Source organism: Bacillus sp. 01N42_2 (assembly GCF_056399565.1).
On the sequence record NZ_JBFTRO010000002.1, the window covers coordinates 523409 to 541589 of the forward strand.

The window sequence follows — 18181 nt, forward strand, 5'->3', positions numbered from 1 at the left end:
ATTTTTTGTCGAAAAGTTTCCGTCAATAAAAAAGATACTCTTTGCAATCGAGTATCAATTTATAGGCCGCTGATTAATTTTCGTTCCGGAAACGGTCATAAAGCGTTACGAGTTTTTTATAAGTGGTTCCATCAACGCTTTTTGACCCTGCTTCTATATCGTTGATTTCGCTGGTCAAAAGCTCAATGGCATATTCATGATTGATCAGGATATTCAGCAGAAGTTTTTGTTCTTCTTCCGTAAATCGTTCACCGATAAGACTCATACGTAATCAGGCCCCCTATTTTTAACTGAATACCTCTGAAAGCAAGATGATATTTGCTTTCAGCTCTACCGCTAGGATAAGTAAACAGAAAAAAATCGTCAACCGCATAATTCGACAATTTGCGGATTCTGTATGACATATTATTTTGTGTAACGATTGGCATAACTGAATGCTGTGCAGGAATCGGGCTTGATTTTCGCTTCAATGCCCATCGAGGTAATACGGCCGGTCATTTCTTGTATCAATTCTTTTGTCAGCCCTTTTTGGCCGATATCCAAGTGCACTTCAAATGTAAGATCCGCTCCTTCATCAGCGAAAGGCAGGAGCAAATCGGTAATTTCCATGAAACGTCCGTCGAGGATATGCGCAGCCATCTCCTGGCTGAATGCGGTTTCCAGCGAAATTTTTTCGCGAAGGCTATGTATCGGTCTGGCGAGATCGTGATTTTTCAAACAGCCCCAAGCTCCCTTGCCTGTACGGTGCAAGTGTATAGCCGTAATAAACTTCGTGAAGTCGCGGTAAACTTGTGAATCAGTCCCCACAGACAGCACGTATGCTGATCGGGGGTCTTTATTGACAAAGCGTTTCAGCCGCTCCATCACGTCTTGAAAGGTCATCTGTGCCTCAGAAAGATTATAAAACAGAAAAGAATCAGCCATGTACGGACACTCCTCTTTCCAAAATCTACAACCAAACGAACGAGCACGGTTCCTTTGCATGATTTAATAAAGCTCCGCTTGCGGAAGACGGGAAGCTTGGTCAGCCTGAAAAATCAAACCAAATTACTGAAGGAGCTCAAAAATTTCAATAGAAATCATGTCAATGTTATCAAACGGATATGTGTTAGGTTTTTCACCTTTTTGGAAAACCGTCAGCTCAAACGTTTGATTCTTTTCAAAATATTTAACACTGCATATTTTCTCACCATTTACTTCGAAGTAACGCTGCATCGGCTCATTAGCCGCTTCGGCTGTTTCTTGCAGACTTTGCAGCCGTGTGATGATACCCATTAATTGTGACATTCTAAAAAAAGACTCCTTTCAAAAAACAACTTCAAATCAACAAGTATTTATTATAATACAAGTTCTACAGAGCATCATACCATAAAGTAGACCGGGATGGCATTTTCCCGCTGGATTTTCAATAAGAAAATAAACGGGAAAACCGTGTTTTCGAATAGTTTGAAGCTTTTTTCGGAATGTCATACACCTTTTATAAATGATTTTTCGCTTTTTGAGCCGCCATTGTCAGATGTATGTGAGAAGAAGCCTTTTTATGCGCAGGAAGGCATAAAAAAACTTGGCGGGGGTAGCGCCAAGCTTTTTCGGATCTTGATCTGATAGAGGGGTTGGGGAACAGAGAGTAACTTCTCTCTATAACTAAATGATAATGATTATCAGTATCATTGTCAATCATTTTTTTAAACTTTTTCACATTTATAAAAAAAAGCGGCTTACAGCAGCCGCTTTATAGTAATCCGTCCTGTTCATATAAATAAGAGTAAGGCAGATCAATAAATAAATACATATTGTCATCCATCGGGTATGAAAAGGTTCTGATCATCTCACCCGTTTCAATATCACTGTACAGGTCACTGAAAAAGCCTTTTCTTGAATTACGCATCTTCATGATGTTTTCTAGAAAGTACGGACGCCAGCTCCAGTTTTTCTCCATGTATTCAGGCTGATAAAGCCATTCGCCGGATTGCTTGAACACATTTCCCGTCAGCTGATAGCCTTCTTCATCACACATATAAATTCTGAAACAGCAGTCCGTCAGGTTTTCCGCCAGTTTCTTAATAAACTCATCATCCGCCTGATGGGTTTTCTTCAGCTCGGAAACTGCCTGATTGACCCGCTTATAAAAATTCTCAGAGTGTTCGTATACTGTCTCGAGCTTCTTTTTTTCTCTTGTGATAAATTGCTGAAACTCTGTTTTCAAGCGTGCTTTTAACAGGCTGCGGTCTATAAAATCGCCGCTCGGCGCCTGCAGATAATAGCCTTGAAAAAATCGGCCTCCGTTTCTCCATGCGTACTGGAGCTGGAAATCAGCTTCTATATCTTCATACAGCAGCGCGGCGCCGATTTTTCTCGCCAGCAATGAAATGCTGTACAGCACATGCTCATATGATGGTGACGGCTGAGATACCTTCAGCGCCTGCAAATCTATTTTCAGAAGGTCCGGTGAAAGGAGCGCGATTCTGTCCAGGTTGCTGCTCTCCTTACCTATATTGTCCACCGCGATTTTAATGCCGTATGTACGATAGTAGGCAAGCATATGGTACAGCTGTTCAATGTCGCCTTCGAAATTGTGCTCGGTGATCTCAAGCACAATACGGTTCAATTCAATGCCCTGCTCTTCGTATTCTTTCAAAAGCTCAAGAAAGCTTTCGCCGTGGTCAAGCATTAATACATTCGCATCCTGATTGATAAAAATCAACAGATCACGATCAGCTTCTTTAAACCTCTCCAGCGCCTGCCTGATGACTCTGTCATCGACCTCAAGCTTATATTCTTCCGGAATGCCGGAATCTAAGAAAAACGGCCCTAGGCTCTCAATCTCCGCATCTGCCAAAATCCGGCCAAGCACTTCGTAGCCTACGACTCTTTGTTCCTCAGCGTTAAAAATCGCTTGGTAATACGGAATGACATCATCAATATTCGTCAGTATATCAAGTGGGTCCAACATGTTATCACCTGCTTCTCTATCTTTGTCTGATTATACACAATTATATCAGCACCACAAATGTTTAGATTAGGGGAAAAGGAGGCAGTATGGCAGCAGCTTAAAGTAAAAGGGGGACATTTTTAAGATCACTCTTTAGACCGGTTCATTAAGGACGTTGTTCATTTGTTTCACAATCACAAATAAAAGTATAAATATAAGAGCATTATAACCGGCAGCTGTCCAAAAGTAATGACTCCAATCGGTACTGTTAAACACCCAATCATCATCATGTTTCAACTGAAAGAAAGTTCCTTTTTTATCTAACGTGCCAAATGTAAGGGTTGTGAACCCGCCAACACTCTTGGAAACGTCAACTCCATACATTGAACCGGCATGATCAGTATGATTTATTGGCATATACGTATAATCAGATAAAATTGTTTCCGCCAGCTTAGTTGGCAGAGACACATATAATACAGCCGATGTATCGCCTCCGAGCCCGCTCAAATACTCCCTGACTTTAATAAATTTCGTTTCATCAGGAAAATCGATGTGATATAGCTTTTCAAATCTGATTATTTCATCAGATGTAAGATGGGTATTTTGATAATACTGTGGAGTAAAAGCACAAATAATAAAGTACCAAATATTAAAGATGATAACTAAACTGCTTAAAAATAGTACAACGAACCATTTTAATAATTTCTTCACTTAATCGCCCCTTAATCTTTCAAAATTATATCATAATTTTGAATAGAAAATAAAACAAGCGAACGGTCGGCTTTGACGTTCGCTTGTTTTGCAAATAGTCAATATACGAAAAATTAAAACGGATAAGGATTCAGCCACTGCCCGCCGTCCATTGTGATACAATCCCCGTTTATGTAGGACGCTTCATCGGAAAGCAAAAACGCTGCCAACGCGGCGATTTCTTCCGGTGTGCCCAGCCGGCCAAGCGGGACACTGTTCATAGTGCGGGACATTGCTTTTTCCGATTCAAACAGCTTCTCCGCACCGCCTGTTCGTTCAATCGGGCCTGGGGCTATCGCGTTTGTGCGGATGCCGTATTTGCCCCCCCATTCAACGGCCAGCGTTCTTGTCAGTGACAATACCCCCGCTTTGGCTGCAGCGGAATGAACGACCCCTGCTCCCGCTCCCCATGCGTATGTGGCGGCCATATTCAATATGACACCCTTCTGCTTTTGCTCGATCCAATGTCTTGCCGCGGCTTGGCTGCAAAAAAAAGTGCCGTTTAAAACAATCTCAATAACCGCTTTCCATCCATTGGGCGTCAGCTTTTCTGCCGGGCAAATAAAATTACCGGCCGCATTGTTAATCAGCGCATCAAGCCGGCCAAAGACTTTTACCGCTTCTGTCATCATGTCTGAAGCGGCGGATTCAGAACGGACATCCATTTGAAAACAGGCGACCTGTCCCTCAAAGGTCTCAATTTCTTTTCTTGTTTCCTCAAGTGCTTCCTGGTTCCTCCCCGTCACCATGACGTGCCATCCCAGTTCAGCCTGTTTTTTCGCCATTGCTTTTCCCATGCCGCTTGAACCGCCTGTAATGATTACTGCTTTCTTATCCATAACAACCCCACCCCTTTTATTGAATGAATAATCATTCATAATTCTATCACAGATGTCTCTGCCCGTCATTACATGCTGAGAAGGGATTTTCCGGCCAAGCTGATGATATAATAGAAAAACTCTTACAAAGGTTGGTTTTACATATGGAGAAAATGACGAGAAGAACATTTTTAAAAAGAGGATTCGGCATTTTTGGCGCGGCTCTTGCGACGGCTTGCGGAGGCTACGGCTATGCCCGGTATATTGAGCCGCGTATGATTGAAATCACCCGGCATACAATTACCAGCCGCCTGATTCCACGCGGCTTTGACAATTTTAAAATCGTTCAATTCAGCGATACGCATCTCAGTGACGTGTTTACAACCGAAGACTTGAATAAAACAGCGGAAAAGATCAATCAGCTGAAGCCTGATCTGCTTATCTTTACGGGAGATTTAATTGATAAGCCGCATTTATATCATGATTATCAGCATGCGCTCGCCGTGCTGCAAAGGCTTGAAGCTCCTTTCGGCAAACTTTGTGTATACGGAAACCATGACCACGGAGGCTACGGCACGAACACGTACAAGACCCTGATGGAAGCGGCTGATTTTCAAGTGCTTCGAAACGGCTATTGTCAGGTGCAGCTGGCAGATGGGAGCCGGATTGAACTTGCGTCTTTGGATGATTTAATGCTCGGAAAGCCTGATTATGAAGGCACTCTATCCCGTCTTTCCGAAGATGCGTTTTCCATTTTACTCGTTCACGAGCCTGATGCCGCACTCAAGATCGGCGGACATCCCGTAAACTTGCAGCTGTCGGGACATACTCACGGCGGTCAGGTGCAGCTTCCGTTTTTCGGGCCTCTCATTACGCCCCCTTACGGAAAAACGTATACCGACGGCATGTATACACTGCATGACACAACCGTTTATGTCAATCGCGGGCTCGGTACGACAAGGCTGCCGTATCGATTTTTAGCAAGACCGGAAATCACGCTGTTCACATTAAAAACTGTACAAAAATAAGACTTTTATCCCGATGCACAAACAGCCCCTCCTTAATATGTATATGGAAAAGAACAAAAAGGAGGGTGATGAAACTGCTGACCTATCAAGTGAAACAAGGAGAAACCATCTCAAGCATTGCACAAGACTTCAGAATAAGCACGGCCGCTCTCCTTCAGGCAAACCCCTCAATCCAATCGGTCATTTATGCGGGACAGCATATTATCATACCGAATCTTCCCGACCCATCCACTATTCCCTATTCCATTGTCGTGTATATCGGAGCGAAGAAACTTGAGTTATACCGCCTTGGCAGGCTCATCCGTACGTATCCGATCGCAGTCGGAAAAATATTGACGACCACACCGACCGGGGAATTTTACATCGTGAATCGCCAGCCTAAGCCCGGAGGTCCGTTCGGCGCTTATTGGCTCAGCCTCTCTAAGCTCCATTACGGCATTCACGGGACAAATAATCCTTCCTCCATCGGCAAAGCGGTATCAAAAGGATGCATCCGCATGTATAATCAGGACGTCACTGAACTTGCCGCTACCGTCCCTAATGGAACAAGGGTGACGATTATAAGATAGAAAGATCTCATTTGTTTATGGAACGAGCTGATGATAATATATTACAGTGGGACCTTTAGGGTAAGGAGCGTGTTTATGGATATATTTAAAAATCGCAATTTTGTCCGTTTATTTTTCGCAGCACTCGCTTCTCAAATGGGAACGACTGTAGGTAATATGGCTTTCGCTTTTTACTTGCTGGATCGCTTTGCCAACCAGCCGGCATACACGACTTTGGCAGAGCTGATGTATTCGCTGCCGACAGTTTTCGTATTTCTGATTGTCGGTGTCGCAGCTGACCGGCTCGACAGGAAAAAGGTCGCAGAAAATTGTGACTGGATCAGAGCGGGACTGACGATCGTATTGTTTGCGGCATTATACAGCGGAAATATTCCTCTCGTATTCTGTATTTTGTTCATCAGAAGCGCCGTGACCAAGTTCTTTTTCCCGGCGGAAGCCAGCCTTGTACAAGCTATTCTGCCTAAGGAGCATTATGCGAAAGCAGCGGGACTTAACCAGATCCTGTTCAGCATCTTTATGGTATTCGGCGTCGGTATGGGTGCGTTTATGTATAAAACGATCGGTGTTCACGGAGCCATTATCCTTGATTTTGTAAGCTTTATTGTGTCAGGCTTTCTGATCCGCGCCTGCCGCATTCCGATAGAAGCCCGTCAGCCGAACGGCCCTTTTAAATGGGGAGATTCGTTTCTGAAAGACTCGGTCGCTGATTTTAAAGAAGGGATCGTATATATTATTAAAAACAAATTGCTTGCTTCTCTTATTTTCGGATTTTTTATTTTTGGATTTGTCAATGGCGGCTTTGCCGTACTTCCGATGTTTACGATGAAATACGGACTTGCGCCCGATCATTACGAATCACACACTTCTATCTTCACCGTCGCACTCGGCGTCGGTTTGCTTGCCGGAAGTGTGATCGGAACGATGATCGCGAAAAAAGTCAAACCGCATCATTTGATGTCGCTTCCGATTTTGGCTGCCGGACTGCTCATTTTTGTCCTCGGCTATACGGATCAGCTGTGGATTTATTATGCGGCGGCTTTTGTCCTCGGCATGTGCATCGGCCCTGTCAATATCGCCATCGGCGGCTGGATGCCGAAAATCGTTCATCCGAAAATAATGGGCCGGGTCAGCGGCTGGCAGGATCCCTTTATGATGTTTGCCCAATCGATTACACTCGGACTTGTGGCCCTGTTATTTCCGAAATTCGTTGCCAATATTGATTACCTTTATTACGGCATGGGAATCGTGATTTTGGCGGTATTTGTGTTCTATTTTATCGCCCTTCCGAAGTACAGCGCCGAGGCGGCGGAAATCGATGTGCAGCAATCATTAAAAGCTGATTCTGAAAAACATGCGAATCCTGTCTAATAAAGGAAAAAAATGCGCCCTTTTCATCAGAAAAAGGCGTATTTTTATATTCAATATTTGCATTTCAACGCTAAAAAAGTATAATCTATATATGAACTTGATCAATGCAAAGGAGAGAAATAATGGACGACCACGCTTATTCGAAAGAGCTGCAGCCAACCATCGAGAATCTTTCAAAAGCTGTTTATACTGTGAACCGCCATGCAAAAACCGCCCCCAACCCTAAATACCTTTATCTGCTGAAAAAACGGGCATTACAAAAGCTTGTGAAAGAAGGCAAAGGGAAAAAAATAGGGCTTCACTTTTCAAATAATCCCAGGTTTAGCCAACAGCAGTCAGACGTACTTATCTCTATCGGAGACTACTATTTTCACATGCCTCCAACAAAAGAAGACTTCCAGCATCTTCCGCATTTAGGTACGTTAAATCAATCGTACCGCAATCCTAAAGCACAAATGTCTTTGACAAAAGCGAAAAACTTATTGCAAAAATATGTGGGCTTAAAGGAAAAACCGCTAGCCGCTAACAGGCAGCAGCCCGCTTATCATAAACCCGTGTTTAAAAAACTTGGTGAGAGTTATTTTTAATTCCGCCGCAAAAAAGCCGATGCATGACGCATCGGCTTTTTTCTATTCAATCACGTACGTATCCACTTTTTTAATTAACTCGCTGATTTCAGGCTTGCTGATCTGTTCATCCGCTCCGACGACTTCGCCCCGGTGGCGCAGGTCATCCGTAATCAGGGACGAAAAGATCATAATCGGCACGTCAGAGCTTTGCGGGTTATCCTTAAGGAGCTTCGTCAAACGGTGCCCGTCCATTTTCGGCATCTCAATGTCACTGATGATCATGTCAATATGGTCTGACAGATTTGCTCCTTTATCCGTCAATTCCATGACATATTCATACGCTTCTTTTCCATTTTCAAACGTAACGATTTCACTGTACCCCGCTTCAGTCAGTTCATCCGTCAAAAGGCGCATAAGAAGCGGCGAATCTTCTACGATAATTAGTTTTTTACCCGCCCGTCTTTCATCAAATCCTTCCTGATGGACATGGTAAGTCTCAACTCCGGATGCCGATTCAATGTCGTAAATGATCTTTTCATAATCAGGTAAAAAGATCATCGTATCTTCCAGTTTAATGATACCCGTTAAGTGCCGCTCCATGCCCTGATTCAGCGAAGTCGGCTTTTCAATCGCCTCCCAGGACACCCTGTGGATCTGTGATACGGAACCGACATGAAAGACGATTTTCCGCTTGTTGAATTCCGTCACGATATATTTATCGTCTTTTGCCCCTTCGGCATCAACGTTGAAAAAGGTGTACAGGCTGATGACGGGAAGAATTTCGCCTCTCAGCTTAATCATCCCTTCTACGTCTTTGTGAGACTGTGGCACAGATGTGACATCTACCGGCTGAATGATTTCCCGGACTTTCATCACATTTATGCCAAATGTATTGACGCCTACTTCAAATTTGACGATTTCTAATTCATTTGTGCCTGAATCCAATAAAATATCGTATTGTTGTAAAGACAATTCAATCCCTCGCTATCCGCATTCAGTATTGTACTGTTTATATCGGCTGTAAACGGAAAAAGTGAATGTATTCGGGCCAACTGGCCATTAACTCTTTATAAAAAGATTCTTTTTTCTGATATCCCATTGACTTTTTGACATCGAGTGGTAAAATAGTCAAGGATTTTTCAGGAAGAAGGGTGTAATAAATGGGTACAGTAGTCATATTCGACCAAGATCAAATGACGGTGTTAGAAGATATCAGCAAAACGGCTTACGTGCAAATGAAAAAAGAAGCGGAAGAGTGTCCCGATAAGCCCGCTCCGTATATTGTATGGCGGGAAAACATCAGCTTTGAATACGGGTATTAATGACATTCGCCACATATCACAATAGATAGATCATGATACAATGAAGACAATCATTTCAGCTGGTTGTCTTATTTTTTTCTGAAAGAAGGTATGTTTTCACATATCGGACATATACTCGGGATAGTTCACTTAAATAGATGACAAATGCTCAGCTAGTGGTAAAATAGGATAAACTCAATATATAGTATAAGGTGATGAATTATGGAACATTTGCTTAATCCGAATGTAAAAGAAATTGAAATTTCAGGAATTCGCAAATTCTCAAATCTTGTAGCTCAGCACGATAATGTGATTTCGCTTACGATCGGCCAGCCGGATTTCTTCACGCCGCACCATGTCAAAGCGGCGGCCAAAAAAGCAATCGACGAGAACGCTACGGCGTATACTCCGAATGCAGGCGGTCTTGAGCTGAGACAGGCCGTACAGCTTTATATGAAGAAAAAAGCGGATCTGAATTATGAAGCCGAAACGGAAATCATCGTCACAACCGGGGCGAGCCAAGCGATTGACGCGTCTTTGCGGACGATTTTATCTCCCGGCGATGAAGTCATTCTGCCCGGACCGATTTATCCCGGCTATGAACCGATTATCCGCATGTCAGGCGCCGTTCCCGTTCATGTGGACACGACGACACACGGATTTAAGCTGACAGCGCGGCTCATTGAAGAATCGCTGACGCCTAAAACAAAATGCGTCATTCTTCCTTATCCGTCAAATCCGACCGGAGTGACATTGTCAGAAGAAGAGCTGAAAAACATCGCAGCCGTACTGAAAGGCAGAAATGTTTTTGTACTGTCGGATGAGATTTACAGCGAATTAACCTATGACAGACCGCATTACTCAATCGCGTCTTTTTTGAGAGACCAGACGATCGTGATCAACGGCCTGTCAAAATCACACAGCATGACGGGCTGGAGAATCGGTTTCATTTTCGCACCGAAAGACATTGCCAAGCACATCTTAAAAGTTCACCAGTACAGTGTGACATGCGCGTCCTCGATCTCCCAGAAAGCGGCGCTTGAAGCGGTGACAAACGGCGTTGATGATGCGCTTATTATGAGAGAACAGTATAAAAAGCGGCTTGATTATGTATATGACCGTCTTGTGTCAATGGGGCTTGACGTCGTAAAGCCGTCAGGCGCATTTTATATCTTCCCTTCCATTAAGTCATTCGGAATGTCATCGTTTGATTTTAGTATGGCTCTTTTAGAGGATGCAGGTGTGGCTCTAGTGCCCGGCAGCTCGTTTTCAAAGTTGGGTGAAGGGTATGTGAGGCTGTCATTCGCATATTCACTGGATACATTGAGAGAAGGTTTGGACCGGCTGGAAGCATTTATTTTAAAAACGAGAGAATCCATGCAGACTATTTAAACAACGGCGTTACGCCGTTGTTTTTTATTGTTTCGGGAATGTAATGTGAAAAGCCGTGCCTTTATCCGGCTTGCTGTCTACTTGGATGGCTCCCTGATGGTTTTTAATAAGGTTGAATGTGACCATCAGCCCCAGGCCGGTTCCTTTTTCTTTCGTTGTCAGAAACGGTTCGCCTATCCGTTTCAGCACGTTTTCCGGTATCCCGTCACCCTCGTCTTTGATCGTCACATTGACGGAATACTCATCTTCTGTCATGAGAATGTGGACCGTTCCCCCATCGGGCATCGACTCAACAGCATTTTTTATCAGATTGATAAACACCTGCTTCAGCTGATTTTGATCACCGTTAATAAACATGCTGTCCCGTTCGTAATCCGTTTTGATGAAAATCCCTTTAAGATTCGCCTGCGTCTCTAAAAGAGCGGTCACTTCACTTATAATTTTCTTTAAGTTTACACGCTCTTTTACGGCATTTTGCTGAGGTTTGGCAAGCATTAAAAGTTCACTTAAAATTAATTCGATTCTGCTCAGTTCAGAAAACACAATGTCAAAATAATGTTCGTTTTCTTCCATCGTCGGCTTCATGAGCTGTAAAAATCCTTTGATCGCCGTCAGCGGGTTGCGGATTTCGTGAGCGATTCCCGCCGCCAGCTGCCCTGCGATAGACAGCTTTTCCGACTTCAGCATTAATTCCTCCGTCTGCTTCCGCTCAGAAATGTCACGCAAAATGACCTGCACGGCCGTTTCTCCGAAAAACGTCGTCGGAATGCAGACCATTTCCGTATAGATCAGCCGGTTTTTAAAAGTAAACCACGATTGTTTAATGATTTCGGACTCGGTCTTTCGGTCGATAATATGTTGAATCCGCTGTTTCACGTCGTCATGATCACAGGGATGAAGCTGATCATAGATGTTTTTTCCGATTAAATCTTCATAGGTTTCTGCTTCAAAAAGCGAAATGCCCGACTCATTCATGAATACCCATTTGTCATTGTGAATCACGGCGATCGTATCAATTGAATTCTGAATGAGGAGCTGATAACGCTCTCTGCTTTTTTGAAGAATCGTCTGGAATTTTTTCCGCGAAGAAATATCAATCAGAAGCAGTAATTCCGCCCGCTGATTTTTATATGTCGTCGGCGCCGCCTTCACTTCTAAATGAATGGGCGTGCCGTCAAGCCTTCTCCACGTCTGTTCAATCATTCCGACTTCCATCCCTTTTTGCATCCGCACAATTCGGTTTTTCACAATGTCATGATACTCTTCTTCGATAAACTCATAAGAGCGTCTGCCGATCACCTCATCTTTGCTGTCGGCTCCCAGCATGGCAAGCATCGCGTTATTGGCGTAGGCGATTGTGCCGTTGATACTGACGTATAGAGGATTCGGCAGCGTTTCAACAAGACGCTCAAATTCGCCGTTTCCAGCCGCTTCTGCTGACTGTTGTTCCGCCTTTTGCTTCTTTTGTTCATACATATAAGACCTGCACGGTGTCTTCTCCTCAAGCACCTTGATTTTAAGGATAATTTCCCGATCTGTCCCCTCCATTTGCGGTGTGACAATTTCCACACCTGCTTCAAGCCAAACAATGGTATGATCTTTTTTAATAAGGCGAAAGGTGCAAGGCATTAAATGATGCTCATTATAGAAGTAACTTTCAACCAAAAATTGATCTTCCTCATGCAGGAACGTTTTGAGAAACGATCCGATCATTTCTTCCTGGGAATAACTGAAATACGATTTGCAGTTTGCAGAAATATACATAATACGCCCATTAGACGTCAAAACGGCATGAAGATCGGTTTTCGATTGAAGCTGTCTGACATGCTGAGTATCCTGTTCCACAGAATCCCTCCTTTGCATTTTACTCACACTGCAGGCTGGTCACGGGCTGATATTAAAAGAATTTCCACTAGATTGATTCGCTAAAAAATGAGCATTCTCCTTCTATTCTTATTGTGAACGTCAATTTTCCTGAATGAAAGAAAGGGCGCACGAGATGTTCGGCCGCCCTTTCATTTGTTATTTTTTATTGTATTTCTTTTCAAGTTCTTTGTAAGCGTCAATTGCTCCTTTGGCAATGTTTTTGCTGACATGATCGTGATCATCCTGAACAGACGGAACGACAACGCTGAATGCCACTCGTGGATGTTCTGACGGATAATAGCCGACAAAGGTCAGGTTATACGTGTATTTCCCCCACCAGTTTTTGTTCGTGCCGTAATAGTGCGTCTCCGCGGTTCCCGTTTTACCGGAAACATCGGCGCCTGAACCTTGGAATGTTGAATAAGCCGTTCCTTGAGGTGAGCTTGTGACCAACTTCATTCCTTTATGAACTTGGTCAAAATCGCTCGGGCTGTTATTTACTTTGTTCAAAATTTTAATATCTCGCTGTTCAATCGCTTTTCCAATTTTGTTTTTGCTGTCCGGTTCATGAATGCTTGTGACGATCCGCGGCTGGACGCGATACCCGCCGTTTGCGATGGCTGAAATATATTGAGCCATTTGAAGCGGCGTATACGTATCAAACTGTCCGATCGCAAAATCCAGCAGCAATCCCCCGACCAATTGCGGATTTGACTGCATTCCCGCTGATTCCTGAGGAAGGTCAATCCCGGTTTTCACACCCAGGCCGAATTGGGCGTAGTAGTTGCGCATTTTTTTAATATCGTCTAACCCGGCAGGCAGCGTGCCGTTCGGGATGTAGGTAATGCCGGCTATATGCATGGCCACATGAAACATATATATGTTTGAACTTCTTTGCAGCGCGGTAAGCTCAGTAATGGTCCCCATTTGTGTCCACGATTGCTTTTCCGTGCCGTCTTTAAACTTAAGCGGTGCATCGACAAACGTTTTACAATGCGGGAGGCCGCTTTGGTAACCTGCGAGAACAGTCGCTCCTTTAACAGCAGAGCCCATCTCATATTGGGTCGTAAATGCTCCGATCGCAAAATCCTGTATTTTATTTGTTTCGAGATCAATGCGTTTCCCCGCCATTGAGAGAATATCCCCGTTGTTCGGGTCCATCATGACGGCAAATCCTCTGTCAACCATATAGTTGCCTGCGGCGCGGCTTCTTCTCAGCTCTTTTTCAATGACTTTTTCGACTTTCGATTGTAATTCCATATCGAGCGAGAGCTGCAGATCGTAGCCCCTGCTGCCTTCATCGACGGGCTTTTGGCTGACGACTTCACCTTTGCTGTTTTCCACATACTCTACTTTTTCTTTATGTGCGTTTAAATAGTCTTCATACTGATATTCGATGTAGCTTTTTCCCACCCGGTCATTCAGTGAGTAGCCTCTTGTGACGTAATAATCTTTCCGTTCGCCTAACAATCCCTGTTCCGGTGTCGTCACACCGCCGAACAGAGAGTACAGCGTTTTGTCGTACGGATATTTCCGTGTCCAGTCATTGATTACGTCAATGCCGGGGAGCTCTTTCAGGTGTTCGGATACGACGGAAACTTCTTCATATGTCAGGTCGCTTTTCGGTTTTTGCTTGTTGTTGTCATGTTCGTCAAGCAGTGAACCGCTGTTTCCGTTTCCGTTCAGCTTATTCGGGTCCATTGATTTGACGACTTGCGGCTGATAGGCGTTGCCGCTTGAAAAACGCGTATAAATCGCCGCAATTTGCAGCTCTTTTTTATCTTTTTTGATCGCATCAATCTCCTGCTTCGGGACGCGTTCAATCTGGCGTTTGTACACTTCTTGGGATTTCAGGCTGTTTTCTGAATCCTTCATAAGCTTTTCCGCCTTCTTCGGATGTGCGGCAAGCCAGTAATCAATGATATTTCGATCCTTCATAAATTCAGTATCAATATGGATCAGTGCGGCGAGATTTTTTGCCGTTTTCAATTTGTCCTTTGCCGAGGTTTTTGAGGTAGAAACGTATACAATTTCAGGCACAGCCTGGTTATCAACCGCCACCCTGTTCCGCTTGTCATACATCTTTCCCCGCGGTGTCGGGTAATAGGCGGTTTTTGCATTTGCCTTCTCCGCATTCTGGCGGTGTTTATCCCCTTCGACAATCTGGACGATGCCGAGTTTAAAAATCAGTGCCGTAAAGAGAAGGAAAACAACTAAAAAATAGAGATTCATTCTCAGCGCTCTGTAACGTTTCGTTTTTTTCTTTGGTTCACGCGCGACTTCAGCCACTTTCTGTTACACCTCTCAAATCATTGAATATATTTACATAAACAGATTTTAATTGTAACATTTTTGTAAAAGTTGTTACAGCGAAAACGGGTAAAAAAAACTGTCAAGATCAAATTATCTTAAAAAATATCTAACACTTCAAATAACTTGAAGTAATGTAACGGATTTTAAAATATAAATACAGATCGTTTTTCCTGATATAAAGCCATTTTTCTATGCTCAATTACAATTATGACAAGAGTTTGTTGTCAAAGGAAATGAATGCCTGCATTATGACAAAAAAGCTGTGATAAGATTTTTCATGTAGAAAAAAACAACTTCTCTGGGAGGCTATAAACTTATGAAGAAAGCATTTCTCTTATCTGCCGCCGCGGCAGTCAGTTTGATTACATTCGGAGGCATTCAGCAGGCATCTGCCAAAGAGCTGTCATGCCAGCACGTCGTTACTGTGAAAAAAGGAAACACCGTACAGCATCTGACTCTTCAAGAGGCTGTTGAAAAACTACATATGAAAAAGAGCGCGAAACAGCTGAGCTTTAAAAATGAGAAAGAACTGAAACAGCAGCTGCAAAAACACGCAAAGCATTCCGATATGACAGTTAAAGACGTTCAAAAAGAAACACCTGCAAAAGCTCCGGCAGCTGCTGAAAAACCGAAAGCCGATCAAAACCAGACGGCTGACAATGCAAAACAGACAGATAACACAAACAACAGCAGCGAGAAAACTCCTTCATCTGTCAGTGCGTATGAAAAGAAAGTCGTTGAATTGACAAACGCAGAGAGACAAAAGCAAGGCTTAAAACCTCTGCAGATTGATGATAAACTAAGCAAATCAGCTCACGCAAAATCACAAGATATGAAAGACAAAAACTATTTCGATCACCAAAGTCCGACTTACGGTTCACCTTTCGATATGATGAAATCTTTCGGAATCACTTATAAAACTGCCGGTGAAAATATCGCCAAAGGGCAGCCGACTCCTGAAGCTGTCGTTAAAGCTTGGATGAACAGTGAAGGCCACAGAAAGAACATCCTGAATCCTGAGTTCACTCAAATCGGTGTCGGTTATGTAGAATCAGGAAACATCTGGACACAGCAATTCATCGGAAAATAAACAAAAAAAGATTGCCCCGCGGGGCAATCTTTTGTCTGTCGAAAAAGTGGCTGAGACGGCGAAAAAAGGGCCTAACACTTTATAAATTTATAAACATTTGAAGCTCCCGGCACGAGGTGCCGGGAGCTTTTTTGTAAAATCATAAACGTGAGGATTAAAATGGTTTTGCTACCCTTTACTTCTTTAGTAATACTTTTTTATAATAAAAAGTAGAATTTACCTATTTTCCGTTGAATATTTTTTCAAAATTTAGTAATATATTGAATGGATTTCTAAATAAAAATGGAGAAAGGAAGTTTCAGTTGAAAAAAATTGTAATGACACTATTCACAGTTGCTCTTTTGACATTCGGGATTTTCTCAAACAGTTCAGAAGCGTTAGCCATGACTTCAAAAGGAGCAATTAAATTCCAAACAGATGCTAATACTTACTCAAAACACGCTACTTCTATTGTCGTAACAGGTACTGTGCCTTCAAAATATGAGGTAAACTGGGGTGTTACAGTTTTTCTTGAAAATAAAAAAGGAGATATAGTCAAATATATAGATGTTAATAGACATAATGTTCGCAATTTTAAAGTAAGCTTTTTGACGAAAAATATTCCAGCAGGCAAGTATGATGTGCAAGTAGCATTGACCTGGGGAACTCAAACCCATATAGGAGAACTGAAACACTATATTACTGTACAACATTAAAATTCATATTGCTAACAAATGGATTTAACGTTGATTTCATCTGGAATTCTCAAAAAACAACATGTAATGATGAAATCTCTGAATCGAGGATGTTTTCGTAAATCTCTTGAATTTTTACGATACATCCTCTTTTATTTTTCAGTTTTGCTAGAAGGCTAATCTATAGAATTTCAATTTTGGATGCCAAATTATTAGGTTTTAATTGCGGGAATCAACTCGATTTATTACTATGTACATTTGGGTTACTCGAATTCATAGTTGAATCAAACATGATACATCCTACTGTTGGAAAGTTGTATTAATCCTTATAATTATTCGGAAATCCCCCTTTTGATTTATAATAGACAGTCTGCATCAAACAAACGAGGGGGATTCCAAACAGTAGAATATTATAAACGGATACACATTAATACATTATCCTGCCAAGTTCCTGTCTTCATTAAGGCCCTAAGAATACAAGATTTGCAGATCATTGTTTATAAAACACTACCAACAATACCGTAAGTATTCGCTTCCTCAGCATCCATAAAATAGTCGCGTTCGGGCAATCTTTTTTATTTCACCCAAAGCTTATAAATGCTTTGAGTTCCGCTGTTTTCTTCTCCTTGCGCGGAAAGCTTGTCGTATAATGATTTGGCCAGCGACAATCCAGGCATTTCTTCTCCCATGAGCTCCGCTTCTTCAAGAGCAATTCCCATGTCTTTAATAAAGTGTTTCACGTAGAAGCCGGGCGCAAAATCGCCTTTCAGCATACGGGGAGCGAGGTTGGACAATGACCAGCTTCCGGCAGCTCCGGTTGTAATGCTTTTCAGCACTTGTTCCGGGTTCAGACCGGATTTTTCAGCGTAAGCCATCGCTTCAGCCACTCCGACCATTCCCGCTGCAATCGCGATCTGGTTGCACATTTTCGTATGCTGGCCGCTCCCTGCCGGCCCTTGATACTGAATATTTTCCCCCATTACGGAGAAAAGCGGCAGACATGCTTCAAACGCTTCTTTTTCTCCTCCGGCCATAATGGCAAGCGTTCCGTTTTGGGCGCCGATGTCACCGCCGGAAACGGGTGCATCCAGGGCGTGAATCGATTTTTCTTTGGCTTTCTCCGCAATCTTCTTCGCCAGAGACGGTTTTGATGTCGTCATGTCAATGACAAACGCCCCTTCTTTTGCATGACGGAGAATGCCGTTTTCACCGAGATAGATTTCCTCGACATCACTCGGATAGCCGACCATGGTAATAATGATGTCAGCTTTCTCCGAAAGGTCTTTGACCGTCTCCTGCCAGACCGCTCCCTTATTCAGAATCTCTTCCGCTTTTTGTTTCGTCCGCGTGTAGACTAAAACAGGATAGCCCGCTTCTAAAATGTGCGATGCCATACTGTTTCCCATGACGCCTAAACCGATAAATCCGACCGTTTTGTTCACTGCGTTTTCCTCCCCTGCTGCGAATCATATATACGATTTCATGTCTATATTACCATATGACAGGCTGAT

18 protein-coding genes and 1 pseudogene are annotated in these 18181 nt (G+C 43.1%); 8 read left to right on the plus strand and 11 right to left on the minus strand.

Annotated elements, in window-relative coordinates; all coding sequences use genetic code 11:
* Positions 1–73 precede the first annotated feature (73 nt).
* From abbA to fadH, 6 genes are all read right to left on the minus strand, one after another.
* Positions 74–265: an antirepressor AbbA gene (gene abbA / locus AC1DN5_RS06305; RefSeq protein WP_013352076.1), complete on the minus strand. Its 192-nt coding sequence runs from the start codon at positions 263–265 to the stop codon at positions 74–76.
* A 140-nt stretch (positions 266–405) separates the two neighbouring features.
* A complete protein-coding gene (locus tag AC1DN5_RS06310) occupies positions 406–924 on the minus strand; it encodes a ribonuclease H-like YkuK family protein (RefSeq protein ID WP_016936302.1) in 519 nt (172 codons plus the stop codon).
* A 123-nt stretch (positions 925–1047) separates the two neighbouring features.
* On the minus strand, positions 1048–1287 hold the full coding sequence (locus AC1DN5_RS06315; RefSeq protein WP_003154613.1) for a YkuJ family protein: 240 nt from the start codon (positions 1285–1287) through the stop codon (positions 1048–1050).
* A 445-nt stretch (positions 1288–1732) separates the two neighbouring features.
* Complete coding sequence (locus AC1DN5_RS06320; protein ID WP_007409615.1) at positions 1733–2953, minus strand: EAL domain-containing protein; 1221 nt, start codon at positions 2951–2953, stop codon at positions 1733–1735.
* 132 nt (positions 2954–3085) lie between these two features.
* Complete coding sequence (locus tag AC1DN5_RS06325; RefSeq protein ID WP_264820068.1) at positions 3086–3643, minus strand: hypothetical protein; 558 nt, start codon at positions 3641–3643, stop codon at positions 3086–3088.
* A gap of 113 nt (positions 3644–3756) precedes the next feature.
* A complete protein-coding gene (gene fadH / locus AC1DN5_RS06330) occupies positions 3757–4521 on the minus strand; it encodes a 2,4-dienoyl-CoA reductase (RefSeq protein ID WP_047475261.1) in 765 nt (254 codons plus the stop codon).
* A gap of 143 nt (positions 4522–4664) precedes the next feature.
* On the opposite strand from fadH, the gene AC1DN5_RS06335 reads away from it, so the two are divergent.
* From AC1DN5_RS06335 to AC1DN5_RS06350, 4 genes are all read left to right on the plus strand, one after another.
* Positions 4665–5528: a metallophosphoesterase gene (locus AC1DN5_RS06335; protein WP_264820067.1), complete on the plus strand. Its 864-nt coding sequence runs from the start codon at positions 4665–4667 to the stop codon at positions 5526–5528.
* A gap of 74 nt (positions 5529–5602) precedes the next feature.
* The gene (locus tag AC1DN5_RS06340) at positions 5603–6097 is read left to right on the plus strand and encodes a L,D-transpeptidase family protein (protein WP_095240832.1); all 495 of its coding nucleotides are present in this window, start codon (positions 5603–5605) and stop codon (positions 6095–6097) included.
* A 75-nt stretch (positions 6098–6172) separates the two neighbouring features.
* Complete coding sequence (locus AC1DN5_RS06345; protein ID WP_264820066.1) at positions 6173–7465, plus strand: MFS transporter; 1293 nt, start codon at positions 6173–6175, stop codon at positions 7463–7465.
* Positions 7466–7587: 122 nt separating this feature from the next.
* Positions 7588–8052 (plus strand): YkyB family protein, encoded by a 465-nt coding sequence (locus AC1DN5_RS06350; protein WP_013352067.1) that lies wholly within the window; start codon positions 7588–7590, stop codon positions 8050–8052.
* 42 nt (positions 8053–8094) lie between these two features.
* On the opposite strand, the gene cheV is transcribed toward AC1DN5_RS06350, so the two are convergent.
* A complete protein-coding gene (gene cheV / locus AC1DN5_RS06355; RefSeq protein WP_188154002.1) occupies positions 8095–9006 on the minus strand; it encodes a chemotaxis protein CheV in 912 nt (303 codons plus the stop codon).
* Positions 9007–9194: 188 nt separating this feature from the next.
* Between cheV and AC1DN5_RS06360 the strand changes: the two genes are divergently transcribed.
* Entirely contained in the window at positions 9195–9356 is a 162-nt protein-coding gene (locus tag AC1DN5_RS06360; RefSeq protein ID WP_366969455.1) for a hypothetical protein, read from the plus strand.
* A gap of 201 nt (positions 9357–9557) precedes the next feature.
* A pseudogene (locus AC1DN5_RS06365) lies at positions 9558–10771 on the plus strand (aminotransferase A).
* On the opposite strand, the gene AC1DN5_RS06370 reads toward AC1DN5_RS06365, so the two are convergent.
* Together AC1DN5_RS06370 and AC1DN5_RS06375 are read right to left on the minus strand one after the other, a co-directional pair.
* Positions 10752–12572 (minus strand): PAS domain-containing protein, encoded by a 1821-nt coding sequence (locus AC1DN5_RS06370; RefSeq protein WP_269775181.1) that lies wholly within the window; start codon positions 12570–12572, stop codon positions 10752–10754. The pseudogene AC1DN5_RS06365 and the gene AC1DN5_RS06370 sit on opposite strands and share 20 nt — an antisense overlap.
* 177 nt (positions 12573–12749) lie before the next feature.
* Positions 12750–14882 carry a peptidoglycan D,D-transpeptidase FtsI family protein gene (locus AC1DN5_RS06375; protein WP_366969456.1) on the minus strand — a complete coding sequence of 711 codons (2133 nt, stop codon included), beginning with the start codon at positions 14880–14882 and terminating at the stop codon, positions 12750–12752.
* Positions 14883–15222: 340 nt separating this feature from the next.
* On the opposite strand from AC1DN5_RS06375, the gene AC1DN5_RS06380 reads away from it, so the two are divergent.
* The gene (locus tag AC1DN5_RS06380) at positions 15223–15996 is read left to right on the plus strand and encodes a CAP domain-containing protein (protein WP_016936316.1); all 774 of its coding nucleotides are present in this window, start codon (positions 15223–15225) and stop codon (positions 15994–15996) included.
* A 302-nt stretch (positions 15997–16298) separates the two neighbouring features.
* A complete protein-coding gene (locus AC1DN5_RS06385; RefSeq protein WP_016936317.1) occupies positions 16299–16691 on the plus strand; it encodes a hypothetical protein in 393 nt (130 codons plus the stop codon).
* A 476-nt stretch (positions 16692–17167) separates the two neighbouring features.
* On the opposite strand, the gene AC1DN5_RS06390 is transcribed toward AC1DN5_RS06385, so the two are convergent.
* Both AC1DN5_RS06390 and AC1DN5_RS06395 read right to left on the minus strand, forming a co-directional pair.
* Positions 17168–17239: an ATP-dependent Clp protease proteolytic subunit gene (locus AC1DN5_RS06390; protein WP_349816684.1), complete on the minus strand. Its 72-nt coding sequence runs from the start codon at positions 17237–17239 to the stop codon at positions 17168–17170.
* 6 nt (positions 17240–17245) lie between these two features.
* On the minus strand, positions 17246–18112 hold the full coding sequence (locus AC1DN5_RS06395) for an NAD(P)-dependent oxidoreductase (protein WP_016936318.1): 867 nt from the start codon (positions 18110–18112) through the stop codon (positions 17246–17248).
* Between the last annotated feature and the right edge of the window lie 69 nt (positions 18113–18181).

Excerpts from the sequence above, each read along its gene's own strand:
- abbA (WP_013352076.1), bottom strand. The coding sequence starts at position 265 with ATGAGTCTTATCGGTGAACGATTTACGGAAGAAGAACAAAAACTTCTG.
- AC1DN5_RS06350 (WP_013352067.1), top strand. The coding sequence starts at position 7,588 with ATGGACGACCACGCTTATTCGAAAGAGCTGCAGCCAACCATCGAGAAT.
- AC1DN5_RS06345 (WP_264820066.1), top strand. The coding sequence starts at position 6,173 with ATGGATATATTTAAAAATCGCAATTTTGTCCGTTTATTTTTCGCAGCA.
- AC1DN5_RS06335 (WP_264820067.1), top strand. The coding sequence starts at position 4,665 with ATGGAGAAAATGACGAGAAGAACATTTTTAAAAAGAGGATTCGGCATT.
- fadH (WP_047475261.1), bottom strand. The coding sequence starts at position 4,521 with ATGGATAAGAAAGCAGTAATCATTACAGGCGGTTCAAGCGGCATGGGA.
- AC1DN5_RS06320 (WP_007409615.1), bottom strand. The coding sequence starts at position 2,953 with ATGTTGGACCCACTTGATATACTGACGAATATTGATGATGTCATTCCG.
- AC1DN5_RS06380 (WP_016936316.1), top strand. The coding sequence starts at position 15,223 with ATGAAGAAAGCATTTCTCTTATCTGCCGCCGCGGCAGTCAGTTTGATT.
- AC1DN5_RS06360 (WP_366969455.1), top strand. The coding sequence starts at position 9,195 with ATGGGTACAGTAGTCATATTCGACCAAGATCAAATGACGGTGTTAGAA.
- AC1DN5_RS06315 (WP_003154613.1), bottom strand. The coding sequence starts at position 1,287 with ATGTCACAATTAATGGGTATCATCACACGGCTGCAAAGTCTGCAAGAA.
- AC1DN5_RS06310 (WP_016936302.1), bottom strand. The coding sequence starts at position 924 with ATGGCTGATTCTTTTCTGTTTTATAATCTTTCTGAGGCACAGATGACC.